The sequence below is a fragment of the Pseudomonas sp. NCCP-436 genome, assembly GCF_019656335.1.
Taxonomy (GTDB): Bacteria; Pseudomonadota; Gammaproteobacteria; order Pseudomonadales; family Pseudomonadaceae; genus Aquipseudomonas.
In genome coordinates this window covers 22,007-48,667 of record NZ_BPLZ01000008.1, presented here as the reverse complement: position 1 = coordinate 48,667, position 26,661 = coordinate 22,007, and the positions used below count along the sequence as shown (strand labels likewise).

General features: G+C 62.3%; 21 protein-coding genes. 10 read left to right on the top strand and 11 right to left on the bottom strand.

Annotation, left to right across the window (positions count from 1 at the left end; genetic code table 11):
• Nucleotides 1-16: 16 nt before the first annotated feature.
• From bioC to bioB, 4 genes are all read right to left on the bottom strand, one after another.
• Nucleotides 17-838, bottom strand: a complete 822-nt coding sequence (bioC, locus tag NCCP436_RS10435; RefSeq protein ID WP_220803939.1) for a malonyl-ACP O-methyltransferase BioC — start codon at nt 836-838, stop codon at nt 17-19.
• The gene (locus NCCP436_RS10430) at nt 831-1,550 is read right to left on the bottom strand and encodes an alpha/beta fold hydrolase (RefSeq protein WP_220803938.1); all 720 of its coding nucleotides are present in this window, start codon (nt 1,548-1,550) and stop codon (nt 831-833) included. The genes bioC and NCCP436_RS10430 overlap by 8 nt, the downstream gene beginning before the upstream one ends.
• A complete protein-coding gene (gene bioF / locus NCCP436_RS10425; protein ID WP_220803937.1) occupies nt 1,543-2,712 on the bottom strand; it encodes an 8-amino-7-oxononanoate synthase in 1,170 nt (389 codons plus the stop codon). Before bioF ends, NCCP436_RS10430 begins: the two co-directional genes overlap by 8 nt.
• Nucleotides 2,713-2,817: 105 nt before the next feature.
• Nucleotides 2,818-3,876 (bottom strand): biotin synthase BioB, encoded by a 1,059-nt coding sequence (gene bioB, locus NCCP436_RS10420; RefSeq protein ID WP_220803936.1) that lies wholly within the window; start codon nt 3,874-3,876, stop codon nt 2,818-2,820.
• 240 nt (nt 3,877-4,116) lie between these two features.
• Here bioB and NCCP436_RS10415 point away from each other — a divergent pair, with 240 nt between their 5' ends.
• From NCCP436_RS10415 to rarD, 5 genes are all read left to right on the top strand, one after another.
• Nucleotides 4,117-4,350: a hypothetical protein gene (locus NCCP436_RS10415; RefSeq protein ID WP_375709484.1), complete on the top strand. Its 234-nt coding sequence runs from the start codon at nt 4,117-4,119 to the stop codon at nt 4,348-4,350.
• 50 nt (nt 4,351-4,400) lie between these two features.
• Nucleotides 4,401-5,141, top strand: a complete 741-nt coding sequence (locus NCCP436_RS10410; protein WP_220803935.1) for a ComF family protein — start codon at nt 4,401-4,403, stop codon at nt 5,139-5,141.
• Between the two features lie 61 nt (nt 5,142-5,202).
• A complete protein-coding gene (locus tag NCCP436_RS10405; RefSeq protein ID WP_220803934.1) occupies nt 5,203-5,967 on the top strand; it encodes a TOBE domain-containing protein in 765 nt (254 codons plus the stop codon).
• 45 nt (nt 5,968-6,012) lie between these two features.
• Nucleotides 6,013-6,987: a serine/threonine protein kinase gene (locus NCCP436_RS10400; RefSeq protein ID WP_220803933.1), complete on the top strand. Its 975-nt coding sequence runs from the start codon at nt 6,013-6,015 to the stop codon at nt 6,985-6,987.
• A 157-nt stretch (nt 6,988-7,144) separates the two neighbouring features.
• On the top strand, nt 7,145-8,038 hold the full coding sequence (rarD, locus tag NCCP436_RS10395; RefSeq protein ID WP_220803932.1) for an EamA family transporter RarD: 894 nt from the start codon (nt 7,145-7,147) through the stop codon (nt 8,036-8,038).
• A 216-nt stretch (nt 8,039-8,254) separates the two neighbouring features.
• Here rarD and NCCP436_RS10390 read toward each other — a convergent pair whose 3' ends face one another.
• Both NCCP436_RS10390 and NCCP436_RS10385 read right to left on the bottom strand, forming a co-directional pair.
• Nucleotides 8,255-8,791: a glycine cleavage system protein R gene (locus tag NCCP436_RS10390; protein WP_220803931.1), complete on the bottom strand. Its 537-nt coding sequence runs from the start codon at nt 8,789-8,791 to the stop codon at nt 8,255-8,257.
• A gap of 35 nt (nt 8,792-8,826) precedes the next feature.
• Entirely contained in the window at nt 8,827-9,276 is a 450-nt protein-coding gene (locus NCCP436_RS10385) for a GNAT family N-acetyltransferase (protein ID WP_220803930.1), read from the bottom strand.
• 301 nt (nt 9,277-9,577) lie between these two features.
• Between NCCP436_RS10385 and NCCP436_RS10380 the strand changes: the two genes are divergently transcribed.
• Nucleotides 9,578-11,755 carry a malate synthase G gene (locus NCCP436_RS10380; RefSeq protein WP_220803929.1) on the top strand — a complete coding sequence of 726 codons (2,178 nt, stop codon included), beginning with the start codon at nt 9,578-9,580 and terminating at the stop codon, nt 11,753-11,755.
• A 91-nt stretch (nt 11,756-11,846) separates the two neighbouring features.
• On the opposite strand, the gene pgaD is transcribed toward NCCP436_RS10380, so the two are convergent.
• Genes pgaD through pgaA form a run of 4 tightly spaced genes read right to left on the bottom strand, consistent with a single transcriptional unit; the run spans nt 11,847 to nt 18,166 of the window.
• Complete coding sequence (gene pgaD / locus NCCP436_RS10375; RefSeq protein WP_220803928.1) at nt 11,847-12,329, bottom strand: poly-beta-1,6-N-acetyl-D-glucosamine biosynthesis protein PgaD; 483 nt, start codon at nt 12,327-12,329, stop codon at nt 11,847-11,849.
• Between the two features lie 5 nt (nt 12,330-12,334).
• Nucleotides 12,335-13,672 carry a poly-beta-1,6-N-acetyl-D-glucosamine synthase gene (gene pgaC, locus NCCP436_RS10370; protein WP_220803927.1) on the bottom strand — a complete coding sequence of 446 codons (1,338 nt, stop codon included), beginning with the start codon at nt 13,670-13,672 and terminating at the stop codon, nt 12,335-12,337.
• Nucleotides 13,669-15,672: a poly-beta-1,6-N-acetyl-D-glucosamine N-deacetylase PgaB gene (pgaB, locus tag NCCP436_RS10365; RefSeq protein ID WP_220803926.1), complete on the bottom strand. Its 2,004-nt coding sequence runs from the start codon at nt 15,670-15,672 to the stop codon at nt 13,669-13,671. The genes pgaC and pgaB overlap by 4 nt, the downstream gene beginning before the upstream one ends.
• Nucleotides 15,673-15,682: 10 nt before the next feature.
• Nucleotides 15,683-18,166, bottom strand: a complete 2,484-nt coding sequence (gene pgaA, locus NCCP436_RS10360) for a poly-beta-1,6 N-acetyl-D-glucosamine export porin PgaA (RefSeq protein WP_259651483.1) — start codon at nt 18,164-18,166, stop codon at nt 15,683-15,685.
• 355 nt (nt 18,167-18,521) lie between these two features.
• On the opposite strand from pgaA, the gene NCCP436_RS10355 reads away from it, so the two are divergent.
• Both NCCP436_RS10355 and NCCP436_RS10350 read left to right on the top strand, forming a co-directional pair.
• The gene (locus NCCP436_RS10355) at nt 18,522-20,453 is read left to right on the top strand and encodes a putative nucleotidyltransferase substrate binding domain-containing protein (protein ID WP_220803924.1); all 1,932 of its coding nucleotides are present in this window, start codon (nt 18,522-18,524) and stop codon (nt 20,451-20,453) included.
• Nucleotides 20,450-21,157 (top strand): PolC-type DNA polymerase III, encoded by a 708-nt coding sequence (locus NCCP436_RS10350; RefSeq protein ID WP_220803923.1) that lies wholly within the window; start codon nt 20,450-20,452, stop codon nt 21,155-21,157. Before NCCP436_RS10355 ends, NCCP436_RS10350 begins: the two co-directional genes overlap by 4 nt.
• Before the next feature lie 13 nt (nt 21,158-21,170).
• On the opposite strand, the gene yegQ is transcribed toward NCCP436_RS10350, so the two are convergent.
• Complete coding sequence (gene yegQ / locus NCCP436_RS10345) at nt 21,171-22,481, bottom strand: tRNA 5-hydroxyuridine modification protein YegQ (protein ID WP_220803922.1); 1,311 nt, start codon at nt 22,479-22,481, stop codon at nt 21,171-21,173.
• A gap of 182 nt (nt 22,482-22,663) precedes the next feature.
• On the opposite strand from yegQ, the gene NCCP436_RS10340 reads away from it, so the two are divergent.
• On the top strand, nt 22,664-24,301 hold the full coding sequence (locus tag NCCP436_RS10340; protein WP_220803921.1) for a VRR-NUC domain-containing protein: 1,638 nt from the start codon (nt 22,664-22,666) through the stop codon (nt 24,299-24,301).
• Complete coding sequence (locus NCCP436_RS10335; protein ID WP_220803920.1) at nt 24,298-26,592, top strand: ATP-dependent DNA helicase; 2,295 nt, start codon at nt 24,298-24,300, stop codon at nt 26,590-26,592. The genes NCCP436_RS10340 and NCCP436_RS10335 overlap by 4 nt, the downstream gene beginning before the upstream one ends.
• Nucleotides 26,593-26,661 lie beyond the last annotated feature (69 nt).

Here is a 26,661-nt window from a genome sequence, read left to right as displayed (position 1 = left end):
AGCAGCCGGATCTGAATCAGGCCTGACAGGGTTTGTGCAGCACGCCGTAAACCACCTGATAGGTAGCTGGCAGCCCCTCGGGGCAGCGGAAGCTCTCGTAGGCGGCATGCAGCGCGCGAATCCTGGCCCGCCCGGTCAGTCCACCCGGACGACCGGGGTTGAGATTGTGCGCGCCTAAATCCTTGAGCGAACGGGTCAGACTGCGCAACTCCGCGAAATACAAGGTATGCGCCCGACGCTGCAGTTGGTGCATATGCAAGCCGCTGGCAGCGCAAGCCCGGCGATACTCCTCGAAATGACGGAAGCGGTTGACGTGGACGAAGCCGTCGACTGCCTGCCAACTGTCGCGCAACTCCTGCAGGGTACCGACGCAAAGACTGCTGAAGGCCATTGTTCCGCCCGGACGCAATACCCGTCGCACTTCGCTGAGCACCTGAGGGAAGTCGCCACACCACTGCAGGGCCAGACTGGAGAACAGCAGATCGAGGCTTTCGTCCCGCAGCGGCAAGGCTTCGGCATCGCCACCGAGAAAATGTGCGCGAACGCCCTGAGCCCTGGCGTGCCGCAGCATGCCTTCGGCGATATCCAGCGCCAGCCCTTCGCCCTGGGCATAACGCTCGGCCAGGGCGCGGGTGAAATAACCCGTGCCACAACCCAGATCCAGCCAGCGGCGCGGCTGCAGCCAGTCCGGCAGATCGGCCAGCAACTGCGCACCGACCTCGCGCTGCAATTCGGCAACACCGTCATAGCTGTCCGCTGCGCGGGAAAAGGAAGCGGCTACCTGTCGCTTGTCCGGCAACAGCATCGGAACTGCTTTCAATTGCACCGTCTCAGACATGACCACACTCACCGATAAAACTGCGGATACGCGCCGCGACACTTGTGGCCTGTTCCAGCACGAAGGCATGACTGCAGCCTTCCAGCACGCTCACCTGGGCGTTTGCCGGCAGCGCCTGCAGGGCCGCTGCGGCAGCGACCGGCACCAGCGCATCCGCTCCGGCCAGCAGATGCAACTGCGGCCCGCTGAAACAGGCCAACGCCCGGCGGTTATCCAGTGCCCCCAATACCTGCAACCCTGCCAGCAAGGTTTCACCGTCAGCATCCAGCAGTCGGCTCTGCAAGCTGCGCGACAGTCCGCGCGGCTCGGCTGCCCCTTGCGTGCAGAGCAGAGCAAAGCGTCTGAGAGTAGCCGCGCTATTGACCGCGCAGCCCTGACGAAAGGCTGCAAAAGTCTCAGCCGACATGCCCGGCCAATCGTCAGCCGCCACGAAGCGGGCATTGCTGGCCAGGCTAACCAGCCCACAACAACGCGCTCCCCTTTGCACAGCCAGAGCTGTGGCCAGCATCCCCCCCAGCGACCAGCCCCCCAGCCAGCAGCCTTCCGGCAGACGCGCCTGCAATTCGGCAAGCCAGTGCACCGGATCAGCCGAGGCAAGTGTCGGCAGAGCGGCCACTTCCACCTGCAGTGTCCCGCCCAAGGCCTCGGCCAGAGCGTCGAGCACGTTGGCTGAGAGCCCCCAGCCGGGCAGCAGTATCAGTCGCTCAGACATCGCCCTGCACCTGCGGCCAGCATTCGGCCAGCGCCTCCAGCAACTGCTCCAGCTGCTCTTCGCTGTGCGCTGCGGACAAGGTCACGCGTAATCGTGCACTACCTGCCGGCACGGTCGGCGGGCGGATTGCGCCGACCAGCAGGCCGCGGGCTCTGAGCAGGGCCGAAAGCTTCAGCGCCCGGGCACTGTCCCCCACCAGAATCGGCTGGATCGGCGTCGGGCTGTCCATCAGGCTCAGGCCGATTCCGGCTGCACCCTCGCGAAAACGCCGGATCAGCCGCTGCAGATGCTCGCGCCGCCAACTTTCGTCGCGTAGCAGTTGCAGGCTTTTCAGCGTGGCACAGGCCAGTGCTGGTGACTGACTGGTGGTGTAGATGTAGGGCCGAGCGAACTGAATCAGCGTCTCTATCAATTCTTCCGAACCGGCGACAAAGGCTCCGGCAGTGCCGAAGGCCTTTCCCAGGGTGCCAACCAGCACCGGTACGTCATCCGGACCAAGACCAAAGTGCTCGACCACACCACCGCCCGTGGCGCCCAGGGTACCGAAACCATGGGCGTCGTCGACCATGACCCAGGCGTCTTTCAGCCGCGCCTCGGAACATAGTCCCGGCAACTCGGCCAGATCGCCGTCCATGCTGAATACCCCGTCGGTCACCACCAGGCAGTTGCCGCTAGCCTTGCGCAAGCGGTTGGCGAGACTTACCGCGTCGTTATGCAGATAGCGGGAAAAACGTGCTCCGGAGAGCAACCCGGCATCGAGCAGTGAGGCGTGATTGAGACGATCCTCCAGCACCGTATCGCCCTGCCCCACCAGCGCGGTTACGGCCGCCAGGTTGGCCATGTAACCGGTGGAGAACAGCAGCGCGCGCGGTCGCCCGGTAAACTCGGCCAGAGCCTGCTCCAGCTCGTGATGCGGCGCGCCATGGCCGATTACCAAGTGCGAAGCTCCGCCACCGACGCCCCAACGCTCGGCACCGGTGCGCAGAGCACGGATCACCTCGGGATGGCTGGCCAGGCCAAGGTAGTCATTGGAGCAGAAAGCCAGCAATTTCTGACCATCAACCTGCACCAGCGGACCCTGCGGCGTCTGCAGCAACGGACGCAGGCGGAACAGATCAGCGGCCCGGCGTTCGGCCAGGCGGGAAGCAAGATCGAAAGACATGAAGTGCACCAAGGGTCGGTGGATAACCGCAAGCGGGTTATCCCCCCTACGCCTCAGATCAAGCGGCGTAGGGTGGATGACGCTTCATCCATCCACCAAGGGATATCAAGCCGAGGCGGCGTTGTAGAACAGCTGCGCGTCGCGCTGCTCGATCAGCGCCTGCTCGATGGCGGCCTGATGCACCTCGTCGGCGTGCTCCTCGCGCTCCTCCGGCTTGATGCCGAGGCGCCTGAACAACTGCATGTCCTTCTCGGCCTGCGGATTGGCAGTGGTCAACAGCTTTTCGCCATAGAAGATCGAGTTGGCACCAGCCATGAAGGCCAGGGCCTGCATCTGTTCGTTCATCTGCTCGCGCCCGGCGGACAGGCGCACGTGGGATTTCGGCATCATGATGCGCGCCACGGCCAGGGTGCGGATGAAGTCGAACGGATCGACATCCTTCTCCTCGGCCAGCGGTGTACCCTTGACCTTGACCAGCATGTTGATCGGCACGCTCTCCGGGTGCTCCGGCAGGTTGGCCAGTTGAATCAGCAAGCCGGCACGGTCATCCACCGACTCGCCCATGCCGAGGATGCCGCCGGAACAGATCTTCATCCCCGCCTCGCGCACATAGGCCAGGGTCTGCAGGCGCTCGGCGTAGGTGCGGGTGGTGATGATGTTGCCGTAGAACTCCGGCGAGGTATCGAGGTTGTGGTTGTAGTAGTCCAGCCCCGCTTCGGCCAGGGCGCGGGTCTGCTCCTGGTCCAGACGGCCGAGGGTCATGCAGGTTTCCAGACCGAGCTTCTTCACGCCTTTGACCATTTCCAGCACGTAGGGCATGTCCCTGGCCGACGGATGCTTCCACGCCGCGCCCATGCAGAAGCGCGTGGAGCCGATGGCCTTGGCCTCGGCAGCGGCCTCCAGCACCTTCTGCACCTCCATCAGCTTTTCCTTGTCCAGACCGGTGTTGTAGTGACCGGACTGCGGACAGTACTTGCAGTCTTCCGGACAGGCGCCGGTCTTGATCGACAACAGGGTCGAAACCTGCACGCGGTTGGGATCGAAGTGCTGACGATGAACGCTCTGCGCCTGGAACAACAAATCGTTGAAAGGCTGATCGAACAGCGCGCGCACCTCGGCGAGCGTCCAGTCATGGCGGATGGCAGGGGCGGCGGTTGCGCTCATCGGATGTTCCTTCGACGCCTGGGGCATCTGTTGTGGTGGGTCAGGCTGAGGCCATCATAAGGAGGGCCCGCCCTCTGTCAACCTCAAGAAACAAAAAGGTTTACGTCTGTATATTTTTTAATCACAGAACTTCTGTCATAGCAGAATGCCCAATGACTGTTCTCTCCATCAGAGCGCCACACATGCAGGCAGAAGGTTTTTTTGAAGGACTCGGGCAGGTACTGGGCCGCATCATCCGCTTTGTGGTGGACACTGTCCGGCACCCTGGGGGCCATTGGCGACGCGCTGGACGCCTTTTTCCACGGGCTGGCCGACGCCATCGGCATGAGCCCCTCCATTTTCAGCTTCATTTTGCTGGCCTTCGGCCTGCTGTTTCTGCTCAATGCCGTACGCGCCCTGCTGCGCCGCTCGATCCTCGCTGCCGTTGTCTGGCTGCTACTGGGCCTGATGGTGATGGGCTGGCTGATTCGCTAAGGCATGCTAGGCTCGGATCAAACCCGTCGCTGCTCAAGGATGAGCCTGCCATGTCCGTTCTCGCCTTTCGCTCCCTATCACGCCTGCCCTGGCTGCGGCAGCAACGTCGCTGCCAGCTCTGTGACGAAGCCGCCGACCATGCGCAGAGGGATCTGTGCAGCTCCTGCGAGGCCGAATTACCCTGGCTTGGCGCGCACTGCCGGATCTGCGCACTGCCATTAGCAGCTGACGGACTGATCTGCGGCAACTGCCAGAAGCATCCCCCGACCTTTACCCGCGTCGAGGCCTGCTGGCGCTATGCTTTCCCGGTGGACAGCCTGATCAACCGTTTCAAGCACCAGGCGCGTTGGCCCTATGGTCGCTTGCTTGCCGAACTGCTGGCTGAACACCTGTTGCACGCCTATGCGGAAAACCTGCCGCGCCCTCAGGCCTTGCTGCCGGTTCCCCTGGCGCGTCTGCGGCAACGTCAGCGGGGATTCAATCAGGCTCAGATGCTGGCCGACTGGCTCGGTGCCAGACTGCAGCTGCCGGCTCACGGCAACTGGTTGCAACGGCATCAGGAAACACCGGCGCAACAGGGTCTGGATGCCGCCTCACGCAAACGCAATCTACGCCGTGCCTTCACCCTGGGCAGCACTGGCTCGCTGGCGGGCAGTCACCTGGCGCTGGTCGACGACGTAATGACCACCGGTGCCACGGCCGAAGCACTGGCGCGCCTGCTGCGCCAGGCTGGTGCGGCGCGAATTGATCTTTACTGTCTGGCGCGCACCCCGCGCCCCGGAGACATCTGACTTGACGCGCCGGGCAAGCTCGCCCACTGTGCCGCCACCCCCGTTTGTCGTTCACAGCCACATGTCATCGCTTAGCTCACTCGCCCAACTACTCGGCCAGCGCCCCAAGCGCCTGGCACTGCTGGAACAGATCGCCGTGCAGGGCTCCATCACCCGTGCAGCCCGGGCCGCCGGACTCAGCTACAAGGCAGCCTGGGACGCCATCGACGAGCTGAACAACCTCGCAGAGCAGCCCTTGGTCAGCCGTAGCGTAGGCGGCAAAGGCGGCGGTGGCGCACGGCTGACAGCGGCCGGCGAACGCCTGCTGGCCCTGCATCAACGCTTGCAGTCGATACAGACGCAGCTGCTGCAGAGTCTGGACGACGATGCCGACCTGCAACTGCTCGGCCGTCTGATGTTGCGCACCAGCGCCCGCAACCAGTTGAGCGGCCGGGTACGCGAAGTCCGCCCCCTGGGACACAATGACCTGATCGATATCGAGTTAAGCGGCGGCCCCCACCTGATAGCTCAGATCACCCATGCCAGTACCGAACAGTTGCAGCTGGCCCCCGGCAACAGCGTGGTGGCCCTGATCAAGGCCGGCTGGCTACACCTGCAGGCTCCGGAAGAGAGCGTTCCTCTTGGATTAAACCAGCTCGAAGGCCGGGTCATGCAGATCCTCAATGCTGACAACGGCCCCGTCGAAGTGCGGATCGCCATGGCCAGCGGCCAGACCCTGTGTGCGCTGGTCGATCCGCCGAGACTCAACGCCCTGAGGCTGAATACTGGCACCCTGATCCGTGCCTGCTTTTCGCCCGTCCAGGTGCTGCTTGGTACCCTGCCCTGATGACATAAGCCGCTAGACTGTAGCCCCACCCGCGCGGAGCCAGACATGAGCCACCCCTTCTCCAGCCTCACCCCGGATCTGGTACTAGACGCCGTCGAAAACCTCGGCCATCTCAGCGATGCCCGTGTGCTGGCACTCAACAGCTATGAAAACCGCGTCTACCAGGTCGGTATAGAAGGCAAGGCGCCGCTGATCGCCAAATTCTACCGGCCGGATCGCTGGAGCGACGCGGCGATTCTTGAGGAGCACGCTTTCAGTCACGAACTGGCCGAGCATGAAATCCCCGTAGTGGCGCCCCTGCGGCACGACGGAGAAACTCTTTTCGAGCAAGCCGGCTTTCGCTTCGCCCTGTTTGAGCGGCGCGGCGGCCGGGCACCGGAGCCAGGCAACCCGGATCAGCTATACCGCCTCGGGCAACTGCTCGGACGTCTGCATGCGATCGCAGCCAGCCGTCCCTTTGTCCACCGCGAAACCCTTTCAGTGCAGAGTTTCGGCCATGCCGCTCTGGCCTTTCTGCTGGACGGCGGCTTTATTCCGGCTGCTCTGCTGCCGGCCTACGAGTCCGTGGCGCGCGACCTTCTCAAGCGCCTCGACAAACTCTTCGCCCGCATCCACTACACACCTATCCGCCTGCACGGCGACTGCCATCCGGGCAATCTGCTGTGCCGTGACGACAGTATCCACATGGTCGATTTGGATGACTGCCGTATGGGGCCGGCTGTACAGGACCTGTGGATGATGCTGGCCGGTGAACGCCAAGAACGCCTGGGCCAGTTGGCCGAGCTGGTCGATGGCTATCAGGAATTCCATGACTTCGACGCCCGCGAGCTGCCGCTGATCGAAGGACTGCGGGCGCTGCGCCTGCTCCACCACAGCGCCTGGATTGCCCGGCGCTGGGACGACCCGGCCTTCCCACTGGCCTTTCCCTGGTTTGCCGGGGAACGCTACTGGGGCGAGCAGATTCTGGCCCTTCGCGAGCAGCTAGCCGCGCTCGACGAGGAGCCACTGCGACTATTCTGAAGCTTCAAGGACACCTGTACAGTTGCCGGCAACACGTAAAATCTGCGTTACAGCTTTCCGCACACCTGACGCCAGACAGTACCTGCTGCCACAGACAGCACCGGGGCCAGCCACTAGAATTTTGCAGCTTCCGTTAGCGACCCACCAAGGATCTCCGATGTCCACCGCCAATCCGCAGCGCGGCTACATCCTGGGCCTCAGTGCCTACGTCATCTGGGGCCTGTTCCCCCTCTATTTCAAGGCTATTCAAAGCGTTCCGGCACTGGAGATCATCGTCCACCGGATCCTCTGGTCGGCACTTTTCGGCGCTGCTCTGCTGCTTGTCTGGAAACACCCTGGCTGGTGGCGTGAACTACGTACCCATCCACGCCGGCTGCTGGTACTGGCCGGCAGTGGCGCGTTGATCGCCAGCAACTGGCTGGTGTATGTCTGGGCGGTGAACAACGATCGCATGCTGGAAGCCAGCCTGGGCTACTACATCAACCCACTGGTCAACGTACTGCTCGGCCTGCTGCTGCTCGGCGAGCGCCTGCGCCGCCTGCAGTGGCTGGCCGTTGCGCTGGCTGCAGTCGGCGTCATGCAGCAGGTCTGGCAGGTCGGCAGCCTGCCCTGGGTATCCCTGGTACTGGCGCTGACCTTCGCGTTCTACGGACTGATCCGTAAACAGGCCCCGGTAGCTGCGCTGCCCGGTTTGGTAGTGGAAACCTGGCTGCTACTACCGGCTGCACTGATCTGGCTGCTGCTGCACCCGGCTGCCAGCAGCACTCAGCTGAGCTTCTGGGGCACCTCTGAGGCACTGTGGCTGATCGCCGCAGGCCCGGTGACATTGATCCCGCTGGTGTGTTTCAACGCCGCGGCCCGACACCTGCCCTACACCACCCTGGGTTTCCTGCAATACATTGCCCCGACGCTGGTACTGCTGCAGGCGATCTTCCTGTTCGACGAGCACTTCGACCATACCACCCTGGTGTCCTTCTGCTTCATCTGGGCAGGCCTGGCCGTATACAGTCTGGATATCTGGCGCAGCCTGCGAAAACAGACCAATGCCTGAAGGCTGTCCGCAAATCCTCCGGCAAGAGAAGGCTGCGCCCGCCATGGCGCGACTGCGGCCTCATCCACGCACACAGATTCACTCACCTTTGTAGACAACCTATTGATTGTGCTGTTTTTTCAGCCAGACGACGGAAAGCCGCGGAACAGCTGCCAGCGCCGCGGCACTCCCCAGCTTGTCCACAGACTGATCCACGTCTGCCGTGGATATCCGGTTTCAACCCGTCCCACTACCCGCTTCATCCTGACGCAGGTTCAACTCCACCATCAAATCGTCGGCCAGACTCTCCAGCTGCGCCTGTAGCGCTTCCAGCGTCAGACTCTCCGGCACCGCCAGAAGAGCCTGGGCACTGAACAGCATTTCACCGCTCATCGGAGCCGGCGCCACATCAGTAAGCAGATTTTCCAGATTGACACCCTGCTCGGCCAGCAACCGGCTTATGTCACGCACGATGCCAGGCCGATCATTGCCCACCAGCTCCAGGCGTATTGCTCTGAACCGGCGTTGCGGCTCCCTGCCGCTGGGCGCCAGCTGTACACGGATGCCCATTGCCCCGAGTCCTTCCAGCGCACGAGCCAGACCAAAGTGCGCCGCCACCGGCACATCCACCCGCACGATGCCGGCGAACTGCCCGGCCATGCGCGCCATGCGGCTCTCCAGCCAGTTGCCGCCATGCGCTGCAACGCAGCCGGCCAGCCGCTCGACCAGCCCCGGCTGATCCTCAGCGATTACCGTCAATACGAGATGATCCATCTGTTTGCCCTCGCTTCGCATTTGTCCGGCGCCTTTCAGTTGCCCAGTGCCAGCCAGTAGGTATGGAAAACCGTGTCGCGCCGATAGCCTAGTCGCTCGTAGAGACGCTGCGCCTGATGGTTGGATGCGGCCGTCTCCAGCTGCAGGCCGCAGGCTCCACTGGCCTCGGCATGGCGCCGGGCAGCCTGCATAAGGGCCTCGCCCACACCACGACGACGGGCCGCCTCATCGACATACAGATCACTTAACAGCCAGGCCGACTTCAGTTCCAGCGAGGCATGAAAGGGATACAGCTGGACGAATCCCAGCGCTGCCCCGGCTTCGTTACAGGCAACGAACAGCCGCGAATCCCCCCGCTCCAGACGCTCGCCAAGGAACCGGGCAACCTCTGCCTCGCTGCGCACAACGCGATAGAAGCGCAGGTAGGCAGCAAACAGTGGCACCAGCGTATCGAGATCAGCAGGCGCAGCGGGATTAACGTGCATGGGATGGACTCCGGTAGTGTCTCATCCAGTATAGGCAAACGGCGCTAGTGCATATTGGCTGAACTGTCAGCCTCAATTCATTTATGCGTGTACGTTTTTACTAATTTTATGGGACAATATGACAGAATTTTGCATACATTGCGTACTAAAAGTGACCACAGCCTCTCTGCCGGTCGCAGACTGACGCACCCCCACTGCATTTTCCCAGGATCTTGATGTAGTATGCCGCGCCTCGGACTACAAGACGGCGACTCCGTCCCCGAAGCGGCTATTGAGTAAAGCTCAGAGAGTGAGGCAAGTGATGACTGAACGCGTTCAAGTCGGTGGCCTGCAGGTCGCCAAAGCCCTGTACGACTTCGTTAACAACGAAGCCATCCCCGGTACCGGCGTCGCTGCCGACAAGTTCTGGGCTGGTGCCGCTGCGGTGTTCCAGGATCTGGCACCGAAGAACCGCGCTCTACTGGCCAAGCGCGACGAACTGCAGGCGCAGATCGATGCCTGGCACCAGGCCCGCAAGGGGCAGGCCCATGACGCGGCTGCCTACAAAGCCTTCCTCCAGGAGATCGACTATCTGCTGCCGGAGCCTGCCGACTTCCAGGTAACCACCAGCAACGTCGATGACGAGATCGCCCGCCTGGCTGGCCCGCAACTGGTAGTTCCGGTGATGAACGCCCGCTTCGCCCTGAACGCCTCCAATGCCCGCTGGGGCTCGCTGTACGATGCACTGTACGGTACCGACGTGATCAGCGAGGAAGGCGGTGCCGAAAAAGGCAAGGGCTACAACAGGATTCGTGGCGACAAGGTCATTGCCTTCGCCCGCGCCTTCCTCGACGAGGCGGCGCCGCTGGCCACTGGCTCCCATGCCGATGCCACCGGCTACGCCATCGTTGGCGGCCGCCTGGTCGTCAGCCTCAAGGACGGCAGCAACAGCAGCCTGCGTGACGAAGCCCAACTGATCGGCTACCAGGGCGATGCCGCCACTCCGATCGCCGTGCTGCTCAAGCACAACGGCCTGCACTTCGAGATCCAGATCGACCCGAACAGCCCCATCGGCCAGACCGACGCTGCCGGGGTCAAGGACGTGCTGATGGAAGCCGCCCTGACCACCATCATGGACTGCGAGGACTCCGTAGCGGCAGTCGACGCCGACGACAAGGTCGTGGTCTATCGCAACTGGCTGGGCCTGATGAAAGGCGACCTGGCTGAGGAAGTGACCAAGGGCGACAAAACCTTCACCCGAACCATGAACCCGGATCGCGTCTACACCAGGGTCGACGGTTCCGAACTCACCCTGCACGGCCGATCCCTGCTCTTCGTGCGCAACGTCGGCCACCTGATGACCAACCCGGCAATCCTCGACGAGCAGGGCAACGAGCTGCCGGAAGGGATCATGGATGCGCTGTTCACCAGCCTGATCGCCATCCACAACCTCAACGGCAACACCAGCCGCAAGAACAGCCGTACCGGCAGCGTGTATATCGTCAAGCCGAAGATGCACGGCCCGGAAGAAGTGGCCTTCACCACCGAGCTGTTCGGCCGTGTCGAGGATGTGCTCGGTCTGCCGCGCAACACCCTGAAGGTCGGCATCATGGACGAGGAGCGCCGCACCACCGTCAACCTCAAGGCCTGTATCAAAGCCGCCAGCGAGCGCGTGGTATTCATCAATACCGGCTTCCTCGACCGCACCGGTGACGAGATCCACACCTCCATGGAAGCCGGCGCGGTGGTGCGCAAGGCGGCAATGAAGAGCGAGACCTGGATCGGCGCCTACGAGAACAACAACGTCGACGTCGGTCTGGCCACGGGCCTACGGGGCCGCGCACAGATCGGCAAGGGCATGTGGGCCATGCCGGATCTGATGGCAGCCATGCTTGAGCAAAAGATCGCTCACCCACTGTCTGGCGCCAACACTGCCTGGGTACCCTCGCCGACCGCCGCCACCCTGCACGCCCTGCACTACCACAAGGTCGACGTGTCTGCTCGTCAGGCCGAGCTGGCCAAGCGTGCTCCGGCCTCGGTGGACGACATCCTGACCATCCCGCTGGCCAAGGACACCAACTGGAGCGATGAGGAAATCCGCAACGAGCTGGATAACAACGCCCAGGGCATCCTTGGCTACGTGGTGCGCTGGATCGACCAGGGCGTCGGCTGCTCCAAGGTGCCGGACATCAATGACATCGGCCTGATGGAAGACCGCGCCACCCTGCGCATTTCCAGCCAGCTGCTGGCCAACTGGCTGCGCCATGGCATCGTCAGCGAGGAACAGGTGGTCGAAAGCCTCAAGCGTATGGCCCCGGTGGTCGACCGGCAGAACGCAGGCGACCCGCTGTACCGCCCCATGGCTCCGGACTTCGACAATAACGTCGCTTTCCAGGCGGCACTGGAACTGGTGATCGAAGGCACCAAGCAGCCCAACGGCTATACCGAGCCGGTACTGCACCGTCGTCGCCGCGAGTTCAAGGCGCGCAACGCTCGCTGACATATCCAGCAACCATAAAAAACCGCCCTTCGGGGCGGTTTTTTTATGGGCCAGTCAGCACGCTCGCCACTACGGGGAAAGGAATATCCTGCTAGCGCCCGGTGTCGCCGGCCGTCTGCTGCTGCGCATCGGCCGTCAGTACAATACCCTTGCCCGGCATTTCAATGGCTGACAGATCACCGTGCTCATGATGATGGAGAATCCACACCTGTCCGCCATGCAAGGTTTCGATAACTTCCGGCGCCACGCGGAAACTTCCGGACAGGCCGTCGACACACAGTCTGCCCGGGCATTGACGCCGCGTGTAGCGACGGGCCCTGAGTTGATTGTATTTGGCCCAGAACAGCAGTAGCGCAGCAATCAGCACGCCGCCCAGCAGATAGACCAGCAGGGTTTCCAGCGTACTCATCAATATCTCCGACTCGATCAGCCTTTGCTCCAGCGGAACAGCGTCCGCCATCTCGCGAATACCGGCATAAACCAGCCCCACAAAACCAATCCAGGCAATTACGGTAAGCAGTACATCCACACAACGCGGCAGCCAGTGCTGCTGGGTACGAATAAGTAATGTCATGCTGCTCAGCTCCTTTTGATGCCACGATCCGGGCTGACCCAGCGGGCCCGCTGTTGATTCTTGCCCTTGAGCATGACCTTGGGGAAGCTCACCAGAGTGGTGCACAGGGTGATCATCCAGAACGCCATCGGATACCAGATGATCCAGAACAGCGAACTGAACAGCGCCTTCTCGTAGCGCCGCTCGATCATCAGGCTGACGGCAAACTGCAACAGACACACCGTCGCCAAAACCAGGCCGGTATAGGCTGGCGGCATGATCCGCTCAACCTGCAGGTTGACCGGCAACTCGATCACATGCCCCAGTAGCCAGAACCCTATCGACATGGCGAACGTGAAGGCCCAGATGGCCGACAGGCTGAATTCCATCAGCAACGGCCACATGTAGCGATAGCGCCACTCCCAGATACTGCCGATATTTTTCAGCAGCACCTCCGCCCCCCCCTGCGCCCAGCGCAGGCGCTGCCGCCACAACCCCCGCAGGGTTTCCGGCATAAGGATCCAGCATAGGGCACGCGGTTCATAGAAGATGCTCCAGTGATCCAGCTGCAGCTTCCAGCTCACATCAATATCTTCCGTGATCATGTCCGGGCTCCAGTAATCGATACGATCCAGCGCCTTGCGCCGAAACGCGGCAATCACGCCGGATACGGTAAAGACCCGGCCGTAGACACGCTGAGTACGCTTGATCAGACCGATGATCGAAGAAAACTCACCAACCTGAATCCGGCCAATCAGCGTGGAGCGGGTACGAATACGGGGATTACCGGTCACGGCCCCCAAACGCGGATTTTCGAGCAGTGGTGCAACCAGGTAGCTAACCGCGTCCCGATCCAGCAGCGCATCGCCGTCGATACAGACGAGATATTCGCTACGTGCGGCCAGCGCGCCCATGCGCAGTGCCACGGCCTTGCCCTGATTCTGCGCCAGATGCAACACACGCAGACGCGAATCCTCTCTGGCCAGGCGATCAAGCACCTCGCCGGTGTTGTCCCGCGAACCATCATTGATGGCGATGACTTCGATGTTGGTGTACCGCTGGGCCATTGCCGCTGCAATGGTTTCCTGGGCGTTGTCGCCCTCGTTGAAACATGGAATCAGGATCGAAACCAACGGATCGCCCGGCAAGCTCGGCGGGGCGACGCTGTCATCCCGCGACCAGGGCCAATGCCGCTCCCAGTGCAGCCAGAAGTACAGGCCACCGGCAATCCACAAGGCCGACATAAACAGCGGATAAAGAAAGACAAAGTCCAGCAGCACGTCTCCGGTCAGGCTCAGAGCAACGCCAAAAGGAGCCCCCAGCACGACACACAGGATCAGCAACGCATAAATACGATCGATCATGGCAATGGGTCCCAGGCGTTGGAAATTGCAGGACGGATCTTCAGCAGGCGCGGCTGATCATTGACGAAATCGTCCGGGTAATAGCCGTAGCTACGCACACCGTTCCACTGCAGGCGGCGCATCCACTGAGCGAGCAATTCGCTGTCGACCGGTACACCGCCATCGATATTCCAGTCACGCGCCTGCAACTCGAACACCGTCCGCTCCAGTGCGCCGGGACGCGAAGCAATCCGCTGCACCAGTTGATCCAGCCATGGTTTGGAGTCCTCGACCGCCACGCCCTCCATCAACGGCATGGCCATTGGCGCCGTCCAGTCGTAGGTCTCGAGGAAGTCATCGAGGTTCTGCGCATACCAGGCCTCACTCTGTGGGTTGAGGATCGGCTGTACGAACATGTTCCGTGCCGTTTTCACCTGTGGCCCGCGAATGGCGCGAACCTTTTGCGTCAGTTCCTTGGTGAAGTCGATCAGGTAGCGACTCTTGAAACGACTCCAGCGCCACAGTGTTTCTTCGTCGCCACGCAGCTGCTGCACATCACCCGGCAACCCGGCACGCTGGTATGCCGCCAGCGCAGGCGGACTGACGTCCTCAAAGTCACTGAGCACGGCATCGTCGTGGTACAGCACCCCCTGGAAGTTGCCGTAACGGGCCAGGTCTTCGTAGATCTCGCCAATCTGCTTACGCACCTCGGGGTCGAAGGGCGACAGACGAACGTAATGCTCATCGCTGACCTCAATGCTGCCGTCCTTGTTCCAGCGCTCGACCCGCTGCAACTCTGATCCCAGCTCGAAACTCAGAACCGGCAGCCAGGCATAAACCTCTACCTTGGCGCGAGTACGCAACTGCCAGGCCACACGATTGAAAAGATCGGCGCGAACCGGCAGGTGGCGATTGGGGAAATACAACTCCCGAACCAGGCCATCACCTTGCGGATCCGCGTATGCCTGCAGGAACACGGTATTGATTCGCATGTCGGCAATACGCTGAACCAGCTCCCCCAGATTGGCATCCATCTGCTGTGGATCCGGATCGTAGACATAATCCAGATCGACATGGGCCACGCGAATCATCGGCTTGTCCTCGACAGTCATAACCTGCTGGGCAAAGCTGCTGATTTCCGGATCGTTAGCGATCAACTGGCGTGCGCCGCCATAGAGACTGTCCATACTGTCCAGGCCATCTTCGAGGGTCAGCGCCAGCTCATAGCCGTTTTCATCCAGAATGCTCAGAGCGGTGCCACTGGCTGCACCGTATGGCCACACCCAGACACGCGGCGGCCGCCCGGTGGCGGCAGCGATCTTGTCGCTGATGCGGCGAACATCGCCAGTCACCCGACTCTTGTACTCGGCATCGCTCTCATAGCGCTTGCTCTGCGGATCATAGATACGGGTAACGGCTGCCGGCTGTTGATTACCCTGCGGATTGGCCAGCGCACCGTAGTGCATGGCATTGGTATGAGCCGCGATTTCGACCAGCCCGGAGCGGGATATTTCACGCACCTGCTCCCAGGTCAGAAAGCGCCCGCGCTCAACCGGCAGTCCGCCGAAGTCGACAGTCTGGCCTTCCGGCGCATCCACCCAGATGCCAACCGGAGCCAGTACCGCCGGCCACTGATAGGCCTTGAGAATCGGCCAGACGCGCTCGTAAAAGCTGCTGTAACCATCGTCAAAGCACAGCAATAGAGCCCGCTCGGGCAAGGCCGGCCCGCCCGCGCGTGCGGCCAGAACCTGATCGATTGAAACAGCCTGATAGCCGTTGGCCTTGAGCCAGGCAAACTGCTCGATCAGCTTGGCAGTACGCACTGACATGAAAGCCTGATCAGCCGTGCCGTCCTCGACATCATGGTAGGTCAGCGCCAAGAGTTTGCCCTTGGGCCAGGGCTGTTCACCTGGCGCCAGCGGACGTTCGCTCGGCGGCGTGAACGGCGGAGCTTCGACGGCGCAGGCATTGAGCATCAGCAGCGCCAGTCCTATGAGTGCGCTACGGCAGAGAGTTACCATCCTTGAATCCTCAGAAGCGGTAGTTGAGGTCGAACAGCAGGCGAATTTCGTGTTCCCGATCGCCATCGTAGGAACGACTCAGGGCGGAGAGGCCCAAGCCGGCGTCGAATCGGTCATCCAGACTCAGACGCTGGCCGTAGCTAATCAGCGCTGCCGGATCAGTACCGTAATAACGCTGATAGATGGCACCGCCCCCCAGCTCGACATGCTGAGTCCAACGTGTTTCGTAACGTTGGTGCAGGGTGTGCTGCAGCCGTACTTTCGGCATTACCGCCAGCTCGCTCTTGGGGTTGAAATAAGGAACGTCGTCATCGCTGCTGTTGAGACTGGCCGCCAGCTCAAGCCCCCAACCGGCATTCCAGGTCGGCTGCGTGTAAAAACGCTTATAACCATCCAGCACCAGGCCGAAACGATCATTGCCATCACTGAAATTGACGGCATTGGCAGACAAGCGCCACTCCTGGCGCTCATCAGCACGCCAGCGGAGGTAGCCGCTCAGGCTGTCGGCAGTCACGTCCGAGTTCAGCGCCCGCAGAGGCGTCTGTGTCGACAAGTACTCCGCACTCCAGCCGTACTGCCAGTGGTCATCAATGTCGTGTATGCCGCTAAGACGAAAGCCCGGCTTATCCCCATGATCGAAGTCATGCCGGGAAAATTCGGCCTCCACGGTATGGTTGCGCACACGCCACTCCAGCCCAGCCCGCTGCCAGCGGTGATGGGCCGTACCCTCATCAAAATCGCCCTTGGCATAACCGGCACCGGCAAAAAGACGCCAGTCCTGAGCGATGGGAGGGCTGTAGAGCAGCGTATCGATGCCCAGGTCATGCCCGCCGGAAACTGCACTGCCAGAGCCCTGACCGCGATAAGCGGAAACACGCAATTCGGCCATTCGATGGATATCGCGCAGACGCTCAAGACGCTGCACAGGCAAGGTCTCCGGATAGCGCTCCAGAACATCGTCAGTTAGCAGATCCAGCTGTCGCCACTCCTGCAAATCCAGAGCGGCAAAGCCTTGTTCAACCTCCAGCCGGACATCACGCGGAGCCGTGCTCTCGGCTACCTTCAACTCGTCCTCCGCACGCCGCGGCCAGCCGCGCTCCAGATACAGGCCTGCCAGCGTGGTACGCAGAACCGTATTGTTGGGCGCCGTGGCCAGCATATCGCTCAGCAAGCGCTCAGCCTCTGGCAGCTCATCGACCTGAATCAGCCCCGCCGCCCTGAGCACCTGCACATCCAGCCAGTTGGCATTCGGCAGCGGCTCCGGATTGCCCTGCAGATAGCGCTGAGGCGACTGGGTCTGCGCCAGCGCTTCGGCCTGCAACCTGGCCTGTTCCAACTGCCCGCTTTCAGTACGGGCATAGAACAGGCTACGCTGATCCTCCATCCATAGCGGATGCTTGTCGGTTTCTCCGGCAACCACCTGTTCATAGAGACTCGCCGCCAGCTCGGGCTTACGCAGAAACAGCGCCGCCGAAGCGACCCAGCGCAGCGCATAGTCGGGCAGTTCAACCCCTGCACGCTGAAGCTGCTCGTACTCCTCCAGCACATCGCTCATGCGCTGCTGCGTATGCAATGCGCCGAGACGATCGATGCGCAAGCGCAAAAGGTCATCCTGCGCCTCGGGCAGCTTCTGCCATTGCCCCGAGAGTTTTTCCGCCTGTGCCAGCGCGCGCCCGGCGATCTGGTATCGCTCATGCTCGGCACGAGTAGGCAGGTCAGCCAGGCGTACCTGCTCGGCCAGTGCATCGCCTTGCAGGCTACGAATCTGTGCGGCCGTCAGTATTCCGGGATAGCGGGCCTGCAGCTCCAGTGCCTGTTGCGGCATCCCCAAACGCTGCAGGCTGAACAGGTATTCGCGTAGTACGTCCTGACGTTCCGGGGCCAGGCTCAAAGCCCGATCCAGCTCTGTGTGAGCGGCAAAACGCTGCCCATCGGCCACATAAGCGTAGGCCAGTGCCAAGCGTCGATCCGGATTCGCCGGTGCCTGCCTCAGCAATGTCTGTCCACGCTCTATCGCAGTACTCACCTGGCCTGCGTCTGCCAGGGTCATCACCTGCCCAAGGCGCAGTCCCTCATGTGCGGGATAACGCCGGATACCCTCACGGTAAGTATCCAGGGCATGCTGCCAGAGCTTCTGATTACGGTAAGCACGGGCCACTGTGGCCAGCGCATCAGCCGACAGAATGCTTTCATCGCGAATTTGCTCGTACACATCCGTGACTTCCGCATCCTCGCCAGCCCAGCCGGCAATCAGCACGTGATCGATCTGAAAACGCCCGGAAGACGGCTGCGCCTGCATCCGCAGGAAATTCAGTGCCGGCGCATAGTCACCTGCGCGGGCCTTTTCCAGCAGCACGTCGTAGGCGTCCTGTCCCTGCGCCGCCTGCGCAGCCAGAATCGAAAAACAGAAAGCAGGGAATCGGAAAAACAAAAAGCCATGCCCGCGAATCCGATCCGCGAACCTTAGTCTGGAACCTGAAAACACCGCAAACATCCTTGTGAAGGCGCCATCACTATGTGAAAGCACCTCTCACCCTAACGACACATTATTGACGTAATTCCAAATTATGCACCAAATTGAACATTTTTTTGACATCATCCTGACGAAATGCACCGACCCCCTGTAACAAGCTCAAATCATTGAACTGAAAATGGCCTTTGCCTGAACCGCCAAAGTCCGCCGCACAGGCACTCAGCAGGACTGGCGGAAGCGAAGGGACAGACTCAGGTTCCGTCCTGGATGCATTCCTGATCACACAGTGCCTCGCTCAACGCATAGACTTACGTCCAATGGAAATTCGAGTGTTTTGGGCAGAGCCTAAGCGTCATAGAAACGCTTCGGACCGGCCATGAGCTCAACGAATGCAATCAACCAGGCGGGCGTGACGGCCGTGAAACAGAACATCCATGGCACAATGGAGTTCCTGCAGAAGTTTCCGCCTTTCAACCAGATGGACATCGCCCACCTGGCCTATCTGGTGGAAAACTGCCAGCTGCGTTTCTACGACGCCGGCGAATCCATCATCAGGCCCGACGACGGCGTGGTTGAGCACTTCTATATCGTCAAGCAGGGCCGGGTGCACGGCGAGCGACCGCACTCGGCACAACGCGGCACGGAAACCACCTTCGAGATCACCGTCGGCGAATGCTTCCCGCTGGCGGCGCTGATCGGCGAGCGCGCCACCCGCACCGAACACCTGGCCGCCGAGGATACCTTTTGCCTGCTGCTGCCAAAGGCCGCCTTCGTCCGTCTGTTCGCTCTTTCCAATCCGTTGCGCGACTTTGCCCTGCGCGGTGTCAGCAGCCTGCTCGATCAGGTCAATCAGCAGGTGCAGTTGCGCGCTGTGGAAAGCCTCGGTGCCCAGTACTCGCTGGACACCCGCCTGGGCGAACTGGCCATGCGTCAGCCCATCAACTGCCCCCCGCAAACCCCTCTGTGCGACGCCGTGCGCCTGATGCACGAACAGCACGTAGGGAGCATCGTCATCGTCGATCCGCAGCGCCGGCCGCTGGGCATCTTCACCCTGCGCGACCTGCGCCGGGTGGTAGCCGACGGCGTTGACCTGAGCCAGCCGATCAGCCGGTTGATGACTCCGCGCCCCTTCTTCCTGGCACCGGGGGACAGCGCCTTCGATGCCGCCATCGCCATGACCGAACGGCATATCGCGCACGTCTGCCTGGTGGAAAACGATCAGCTCTGCGGAGTGATATCCGAACGCGACCTGTTCAGCCTGCAGCGTGTCGATCTGGTGCATCTGGCCCGCACCATCCGTCATGCCGGCAAGCTGGAAACTCTGGCCGGACTGCGCGGCGATATTCGCCTGCTGGTCGACCGCATGCTAGCCCATGGCGCCAGCTCAACGCAGATCACCCACATCATCACCCTGCTCAACGATCACACCGTGTGCCGGGTCATCGAGCTGACCCTGGAAGACATGGGCGACCCCGGCGTGCCCTTCACCTGGCTGTGCTTCGGCAGCGAGGGGCGCCGCGAACAGACCCTGCACACGGATCAGGACAACGGCATCCTGTTCGAGGCTGGCGACCACGCCGAGGCCGAGGCCATCCGCGCACGCCTGCTGCCACTGGCGGCAGAGATCAACCAGCGTCTGGCGCAATGCGGCTTCACCCTGTGCAAGGGCAACATCATGGCCGGCAACCCCGAGCTGTGCCTGTCACGCTTGGAATGGTCACGGCGCTTTCGCAACTTTGTCCTTGAAGCCACGCCGGAGAACCTGCTCGGCTCATCCATCTACTTCGACCTGCGCGCCATCTGGGGCTCGTCCGAAGGCTGTGAGCAATTGCGCCAGGAACTGCTCGAACAGGTGGCCGACAACAGCCTGTTCCAGCGCATGCTGGCCGAGAACGCTTTGCGCCAGCGACCGCCGGTCGGGCGCTTCCGGGATTTCGTGGTGGCCCGCTCCGGCCTCGACAAGGACACCCTTGATCTCAAGGTGCAGGGGCTGACGCCCTTTGTCGATGGTGCCCGCCTGTTGGCCCTGGCCCATGGCGTAAGCGCAGTCGGCACCCTCGAACGCCTGCGTGCGCTGGTCACCAGGGGCGTGATCGACACCCAGGATGGCGCCGCCTTCGAGGAGGCCTATCACTTCATCCAGCAAACCCGCATGCAACAACATCAGTTGCAGGCACGCGACAACCGCCCCTATTCCAACCGTTTGGATCCGGACAGCCTGAACCTGCTCGACCGGCGCATCCTGCGTGAGTCCTTTCGCCAGGCCCAACGCCTGCAGAGCAGCCTGGCCCTGAGGTATCAGTTATGAGCAAGTTCATCTGGTTCAGCGGTCGCGGCCCGGCCTTGACCCAGCGCCAGCTGGAGCGCCGCGCCACCCTGCCCGCCCCTGCCGCACCGGACGATCGCCCACTGCTGCAGCAGCGTTTCGTCGTGCTCGACCTGGAAACCACTGGCCTGAACCTGCGCCGCGACCAGGTACTGTCGATCGGCGCGGTGGTAATCGAGAATGGAGCCATCGACTTCGCCCAGCAGTTCGAACGCACCCTGCACCGCCCCAATCACCAGGCCAGCGCCAGCACCCTGATCCACGGCATTGCCCCCAGCGAGGTGGCACGCGGTGATGACCCGGCCGAAGCGCTGCTGGATTTCATGGAGTTCGTCGCAGACAGCCCGCTACTGGCCTTCCACGCCGAGTTCGACCGGCGCATGCTGGCTGCCGCGCTCAAGCAGAGTCTGGGCTACCGTTTGCAGCACCCTTTCTTTGACGTGGCCGAAATCGCTCCGCTGGTCTGTCCGCAAACCCAGGTACGCCACGGCAGCCTGGACGAATGGACGAGCACCTTCGGCCTGCAGGTACAGCAGCGCCACCACGCCAGCGCCGACGCGCTGGTCACCGCCGAACTGAGCCTGCTGCTGTTCAGCAAGGCCCGCCGCCATGGCATCGATACCCTGCAGGAGCTGGAGCGCCAGCTAAGCAGCCAGCGCCGGCGTCAGCAGGCTCTGTCGCTCTGAGCGCCGAGCAACCTCAGTCGATATCGCGTGCCAGCAGCGCGTAGCTCAGATCAGCCGAGACAGGCACCGGCAGATACACCCGGTGGCCGTCACCCGGAGCCAGGCCAATGCCTTCGCCCTGGGCATTTTCCAGATGCTCAAGCGTGAAGCGAAAATTGCCCTGCGGCGTCATCAACTCAACGCGGTCGCCGACTTCGAAGCGGTTTTTCACCCGGACCTCGGCCAGCTCGCCACGACGCTCGCCGGTCAGCTCGCCGACAAACTGCTGACGTTCACTACGAGAGCTGCCGTACTGGTAGTTCTGATACTCGTCATGGACGTGGCGGCGCAGAAAACCTTCGGTGTAGCCACGATTGGCCAGCGACTCCAGATCCAGCAATAGACTGCGATCGAACGGCCGACCGGCCACTGCGTCATCAATGGCACGGCGATAGACCTGTGCCGTACGCGCGCAGTAGTAGTGGCTCTTGGTACGCCCTTCGATCTTCAGCGAATGCACGCCCATGGCCACCAGCCGCGGCACATGCTGCACCGCCCGCAGATCCTTGGAGTTCATGATGTAGGTGCCGTGCTCATCCTCGAACGCCGCCATCTGCTCACCCGGGCGGTTGGCCTCTTCCAGCAGGAAGGCCTGGTCGGTGGGCGCGCCCTGGCCCAGGGTCGGCTCGACAATTCGCACGATATCGCCGGTTTCGTTTTCCGCTGCCGGCGTGGCGCGGTACTCCCAGCGGCAGGCATTGGTGCAGGTGCCCTGATTGGGGTCGCGACGGTTGATGTAGCCCGAAAGTAGGCAGCGTCCGGAGTAGGCCATGCACAGCGCGCCGTGAACGAACACCTCCAGCTCGATCTGCGGCACTGCCTGGCGAATCTCCTCGATCTCCTCCAGCGCCAGCTCGCGTGAAAGGATCACCCGGGAAAGCCCCTGGCGATGCCAGAACTCGACGCTGGCCCAGTTGACCGCGTTGGCCTGCACCGACAGGTGAATCGGCATCTGCGGGAAATGCTCGCGCACCAGCATGATCAGCCCGGGATCGGACATGATCAGCGCATCCGGCGCCATGGCAATCACCGGCTCCAGATCCTTGAGGAAGGTTCTCAGCTTGGCGTTGTGCGGGGCGATGTTCACCACCACGTAGAACTGCCTACCCTGGGCACGGGCCTCATTGATGCCGATGGCCAGGTTGGCGTGGTCAAACTCGTTGTTGCGCACGCGCAGGCTGTAGCGCGGCTGACCGGCATAGACCGCATCGGCCCCGTAGGCGAAGGCGTAGCGCATGTTCTTCAGGCTGCCGGCCGGCGACAGCAATTCGGGTCGGAAGGTCATGGAGCACCTGCTTGCAAGGCAAAAACCGGGAATTCTAGCGACAACCTGCAAGCTGTCATTGATCTGCATCTATGTCGCGCCCGCGACCATGGGCGAGCCGATGAAGCACCGCCGATCCAGCCTGCATTGCACCAGCAGCTCGCCACTGGTATCTGTATAAAAAACCAGTAACACTGTACGTCATGCCAACCCCCGATTCCCCTGAACTCTACTACCTGGCCAACTTCTGCAAGGCGCTGGACTGGCTTGACGCCCATCACCGCGACCTGATGGACGATACCGAGCAAGCCTTCATCGACCAGTTGCCAGCGCTGCCGCTGGTTTCCCAGGCTCTGCTGGTGCGGCTGGTAATGCGCAAGGGTGTGCATTTTCGCGCCGGCCGGCTGCACTATGCCGAGATCGGTGACATTTCCCAGGCAGCCGAACCTCTGCTGACGCGCGGCTGGCTGATCGAAGATGCCCTGCTCAGTTCCGACGAGCTTGGCGCCCTACTGCTAAAGGGCGAGCTGATGCAACTGTTCGCTGCAGAGCTACCCGCCGGCAACCTGAAGAAAAGCGCACTGCTGAAATGGCTGCGCGACCGATACCGCGAACCGCAGCGTTTCTCCGACTGGTGCCCGCACCTTGGCGAGCGCCTGCTGAGCCTGGCCATTGCGCCACTGTGCGAACGACTGCGACTGATGTTTTTCGGCAATCTGGGGCAGGACTGGTCCGAATTCGTTCTGGCTGACCTCGGCATCTTCCGCTATGAACAGGTGCCCATCAGCCCAGGATCGCGTGGTTTTCGCAATCGCCGCGATATCGACGACTACCTGCATCTGCGCGCCTGCCGCGAAGCCTTCGAGACAGGCGCGCCAGTGACCGAAGTGCTGCAACTGTTGGGCGATTTCCACAGTGACAGCCCACATATCGACGAGCGTCACCAGCGTCTGCTGCTGCAACTGGCCCAGCAACTGGAGCGCAGCGGCGAGCTGGCTTCAGCCCTGACGCTGTATCGCGACAGCCGCGCAGCGGGCTCGCGCCAACGGCAGATCCGCGTGCTCGAACGCCTTGGCCGTGACGCCGAAGCCCTAACGCTTTGCACAACGGTACTGGCGGCTCCGCTGAATGCCGAGGAAGCGCAACTGGCCGAACGCGCCTGCGTTCGCCTGCACCGACGCCTCGGCCTGCCGGCACCGGCCAGAGCCGCCCGCCTGGCTGAACACCGTCTGCACTTGAGCCTGCCTGCCGGCAGCGCCCCTTCCGTGGAGCTTGCGGTAGCCGCCCACCTGACGCGCCCTGAAGCACCAGTGCATTACGTGGAAAACACACTGATTTGCGGGCTGTTCGGTCTGCTCTGCTGGGAGGCGATTTTCGCCCCGCTACCCGGCGCCTTCTTTCATCCCTTCCACAGTGCGCCGGCCGACCTGTACCGCGCCGACTTCTACAGTCGTCGCGCGGTGCTGTTTGATGCCTGTCTGGCCCGCCTTGGAGACGGCAGTTACCGCGAGGCCATGCACCGCACCCACGTGGAAAAATTCGGCATTCAGTCGCCCTTCGTCTATTGGGATCTGCTCGACAGGACGCTGCTGGAACAGGCCCTGGCCTGCCTGCCCGCCAGCCATCTGGAGGCCTGGTTCCGCCGACTGCTGAGCGACATCCGCGCCAACCGCGCCGGCATGCCCGATCTGATCCAGTTCTGGCCGGACGAAGGCCGCTATCAAATGATCGAGGTAAAAGGCCCGGGCGATCGCCTGCAGGACAACCAGAAGCGCTGGCTGGCGTTCTGCGCCGAGCACGGCATGCCGGTCAGCGTCTGCTACGTGGAGTGGGCAACGTGAGCCTGCATGTCGCGGTACGCGAGCTATGCGAGTTCACCGCCAAGGAAGGCGATCTCGACCTGCGCTTCACGCCCTCACCGACGGCTGCTGAAGGCATCGCCGGACACGCCACGGTGGTGGCCCGCCGCGGCGAAGGCTACCTCGCCGAGCTACCGCTGAGCGGTGCCTATCAGGGCCTGACGCTGAGTGGTCGCGCCGACGGTTTCGACCCACAGCAATGCCTGCTGGAGGAGATCAAGACCCATCGCGGCGATGTCGCACGCATCCCGGCCAATCACCGCCTGCTGCACTGGGCACAGGTCAAGGTCTACGGCTGGCTGCTGTGCCAGGCGCTGGAGCTGGAGGAGCTGGAGCTGGCGGTGGTGTATTTCAACGTTCTCAGCCAGGAAGAAACCGTCTACCGCGAGCGCCATAGTGCCGAATCGCTGCGCCGCTTCGGCGAGCTGCAATGTCGCCGCTACCTTGAGTGGGCGCGTCAGGAGCAGGCTCACCGCCAGGCCCGCGACCAGGCGCTGACGGCGCTGCACTTTCCCTACGGCGAATTTCGCCACGGTCAGCGGCAACTGGCCGAGGCTGTGTACCGCGCCGCCCGTGATGGCGAATGCCTGATGGCCCAGGCCACCACCGGTATCGGCAAAACCCTCGGCACCCTGTTTCCACAACTCAAGGCCATGCCCGGCCAGCAGCTCGATCGCCTGTTCTTTCTCAGCGCCAAGACCCCGGGGCGGCGCCTGGCACTCGATGCCCTGCAGCAACTGCGCCGTCCAGATCCACAGATCCCTCTGCGGGTGCTGGAGCACGTGGCCCGCGACAAGGCCTGCGAACACCCGGACAAGGCCTGTCATGGCGACTCCTGCCCACTGGCCAGAGGCTTTTACGACCGCCTGCCGGTGGCGCGCAGCGCTGCGCTGAAAGAACGCTGGCTGGATCAACAGACGCTGCGCGAAATAGCGGTTGCCCACGGTGTCTGCCCCTACTACCTGAGCCAGGAGCTGTGTCGCTGGTGCGACGTCGTGGTGTGCGACTACAACTACTACTTCGACCTCGGCGCCCTGCTGCACAGCCTGACGCTGATCAACCAGTGGCGCGTCTGCCTGCTGGTGGATGAAGCGCATAACCTGGTCGAGCGCGGTCGCGGCATGTACAGCGCCGAACTGGATCAGGCACGCTTCAGGGCCATGCGCCGGGAGGCTCCGCGCAAACTCAATGCCCCTCTGGAGCGAGTCGAGCGTCACTGGAGTCAGTTGCAGCGCGAGCAGCCGTTGCCTTACCAAGTCTTTCCACAGGTGCCGGACCTGCTCCTGGCAGCGCTGAGCAAGGCGGTCAGCGCCATCACCGACCATCTGACGGATCAGCCCGAAGGCAATGCCGCCGAGTTGCTGCGCTTCTACCTCGACGCCATGCTGTTCTGCCGCCTGGCCGAAACCTTCGGCCCGCACTCGCTGTTCGATATCAGCCGCAGCGAAACCGGCAATGGCCGCAGCCATTCGACCTTGTGCATCCGCAACCTGCTGCCGGCGCCCTTCCTCGGGCCACGCTTTGCCGACGCCCACAGCAGCACACTGTTCTCTGCCACCCTGAGCCCCAGTCACTACTACCAGGATCTGCTCGGCCTGCCGGCCGAGACCCGCTGCATCGACGTTGCCTCGCCGTTTCGTGCCGAGCAACTGCGCGTGCAGGTGGTGCGCAACCTATCGACCCGCTACCGCGACCGCGAGGATTCGCTAACCCCGATCTGCCAGTTGATCGCACAGCAATATGCCGAGCGTCCCGGCAACTACCTGGCCTTTTTCAGCAGCTACCAGTATCTGGAGCAGGTGCTGCAGCAACTGCGCCACGAGCATCCGCAAATCCCGCTGTGGGCACAGTCGCGGCAAATGGACGAAGCGGCTCGCCAGGACTTTATCGAACGTTTTCAAGTCGGCGGCCGTGGTATCGGCTTCGCCGTGCTCGGCGGCATCTTCGGTGAAGGCGTGGACCTGCCCGGCGAGCGCCTCATCGGCGCCTTCGTTGTCACCCTCGGCCTGGCCCAGCTCAACCCGGTCAACGAGGAAATCCGTCAGCGCATGGACGAGCTGTTCGGCGACGGTTACGACTACACCTATCTGTTCCCGGGGCTGCAGAAGGTGGTACAGGCCGCAGGTCGGGTGATCCGCACGCCGCAGGATCAGGGCGTGCTCTACCTTATCGACGATCGTTTCTCCCGCCCGGAGATACGCCGTCTGCTACCGAGCTGGTGGCAGGTGGAACTGGTACGCCTTTCGCAGCCGATTCCCGCCCTGAACGGATAGCGGAGACTTCCGCAGGTTTCGGCGATGCGGCATCATCAGCCGCGCCCATTCTTCATGTGAGTCTCAAAA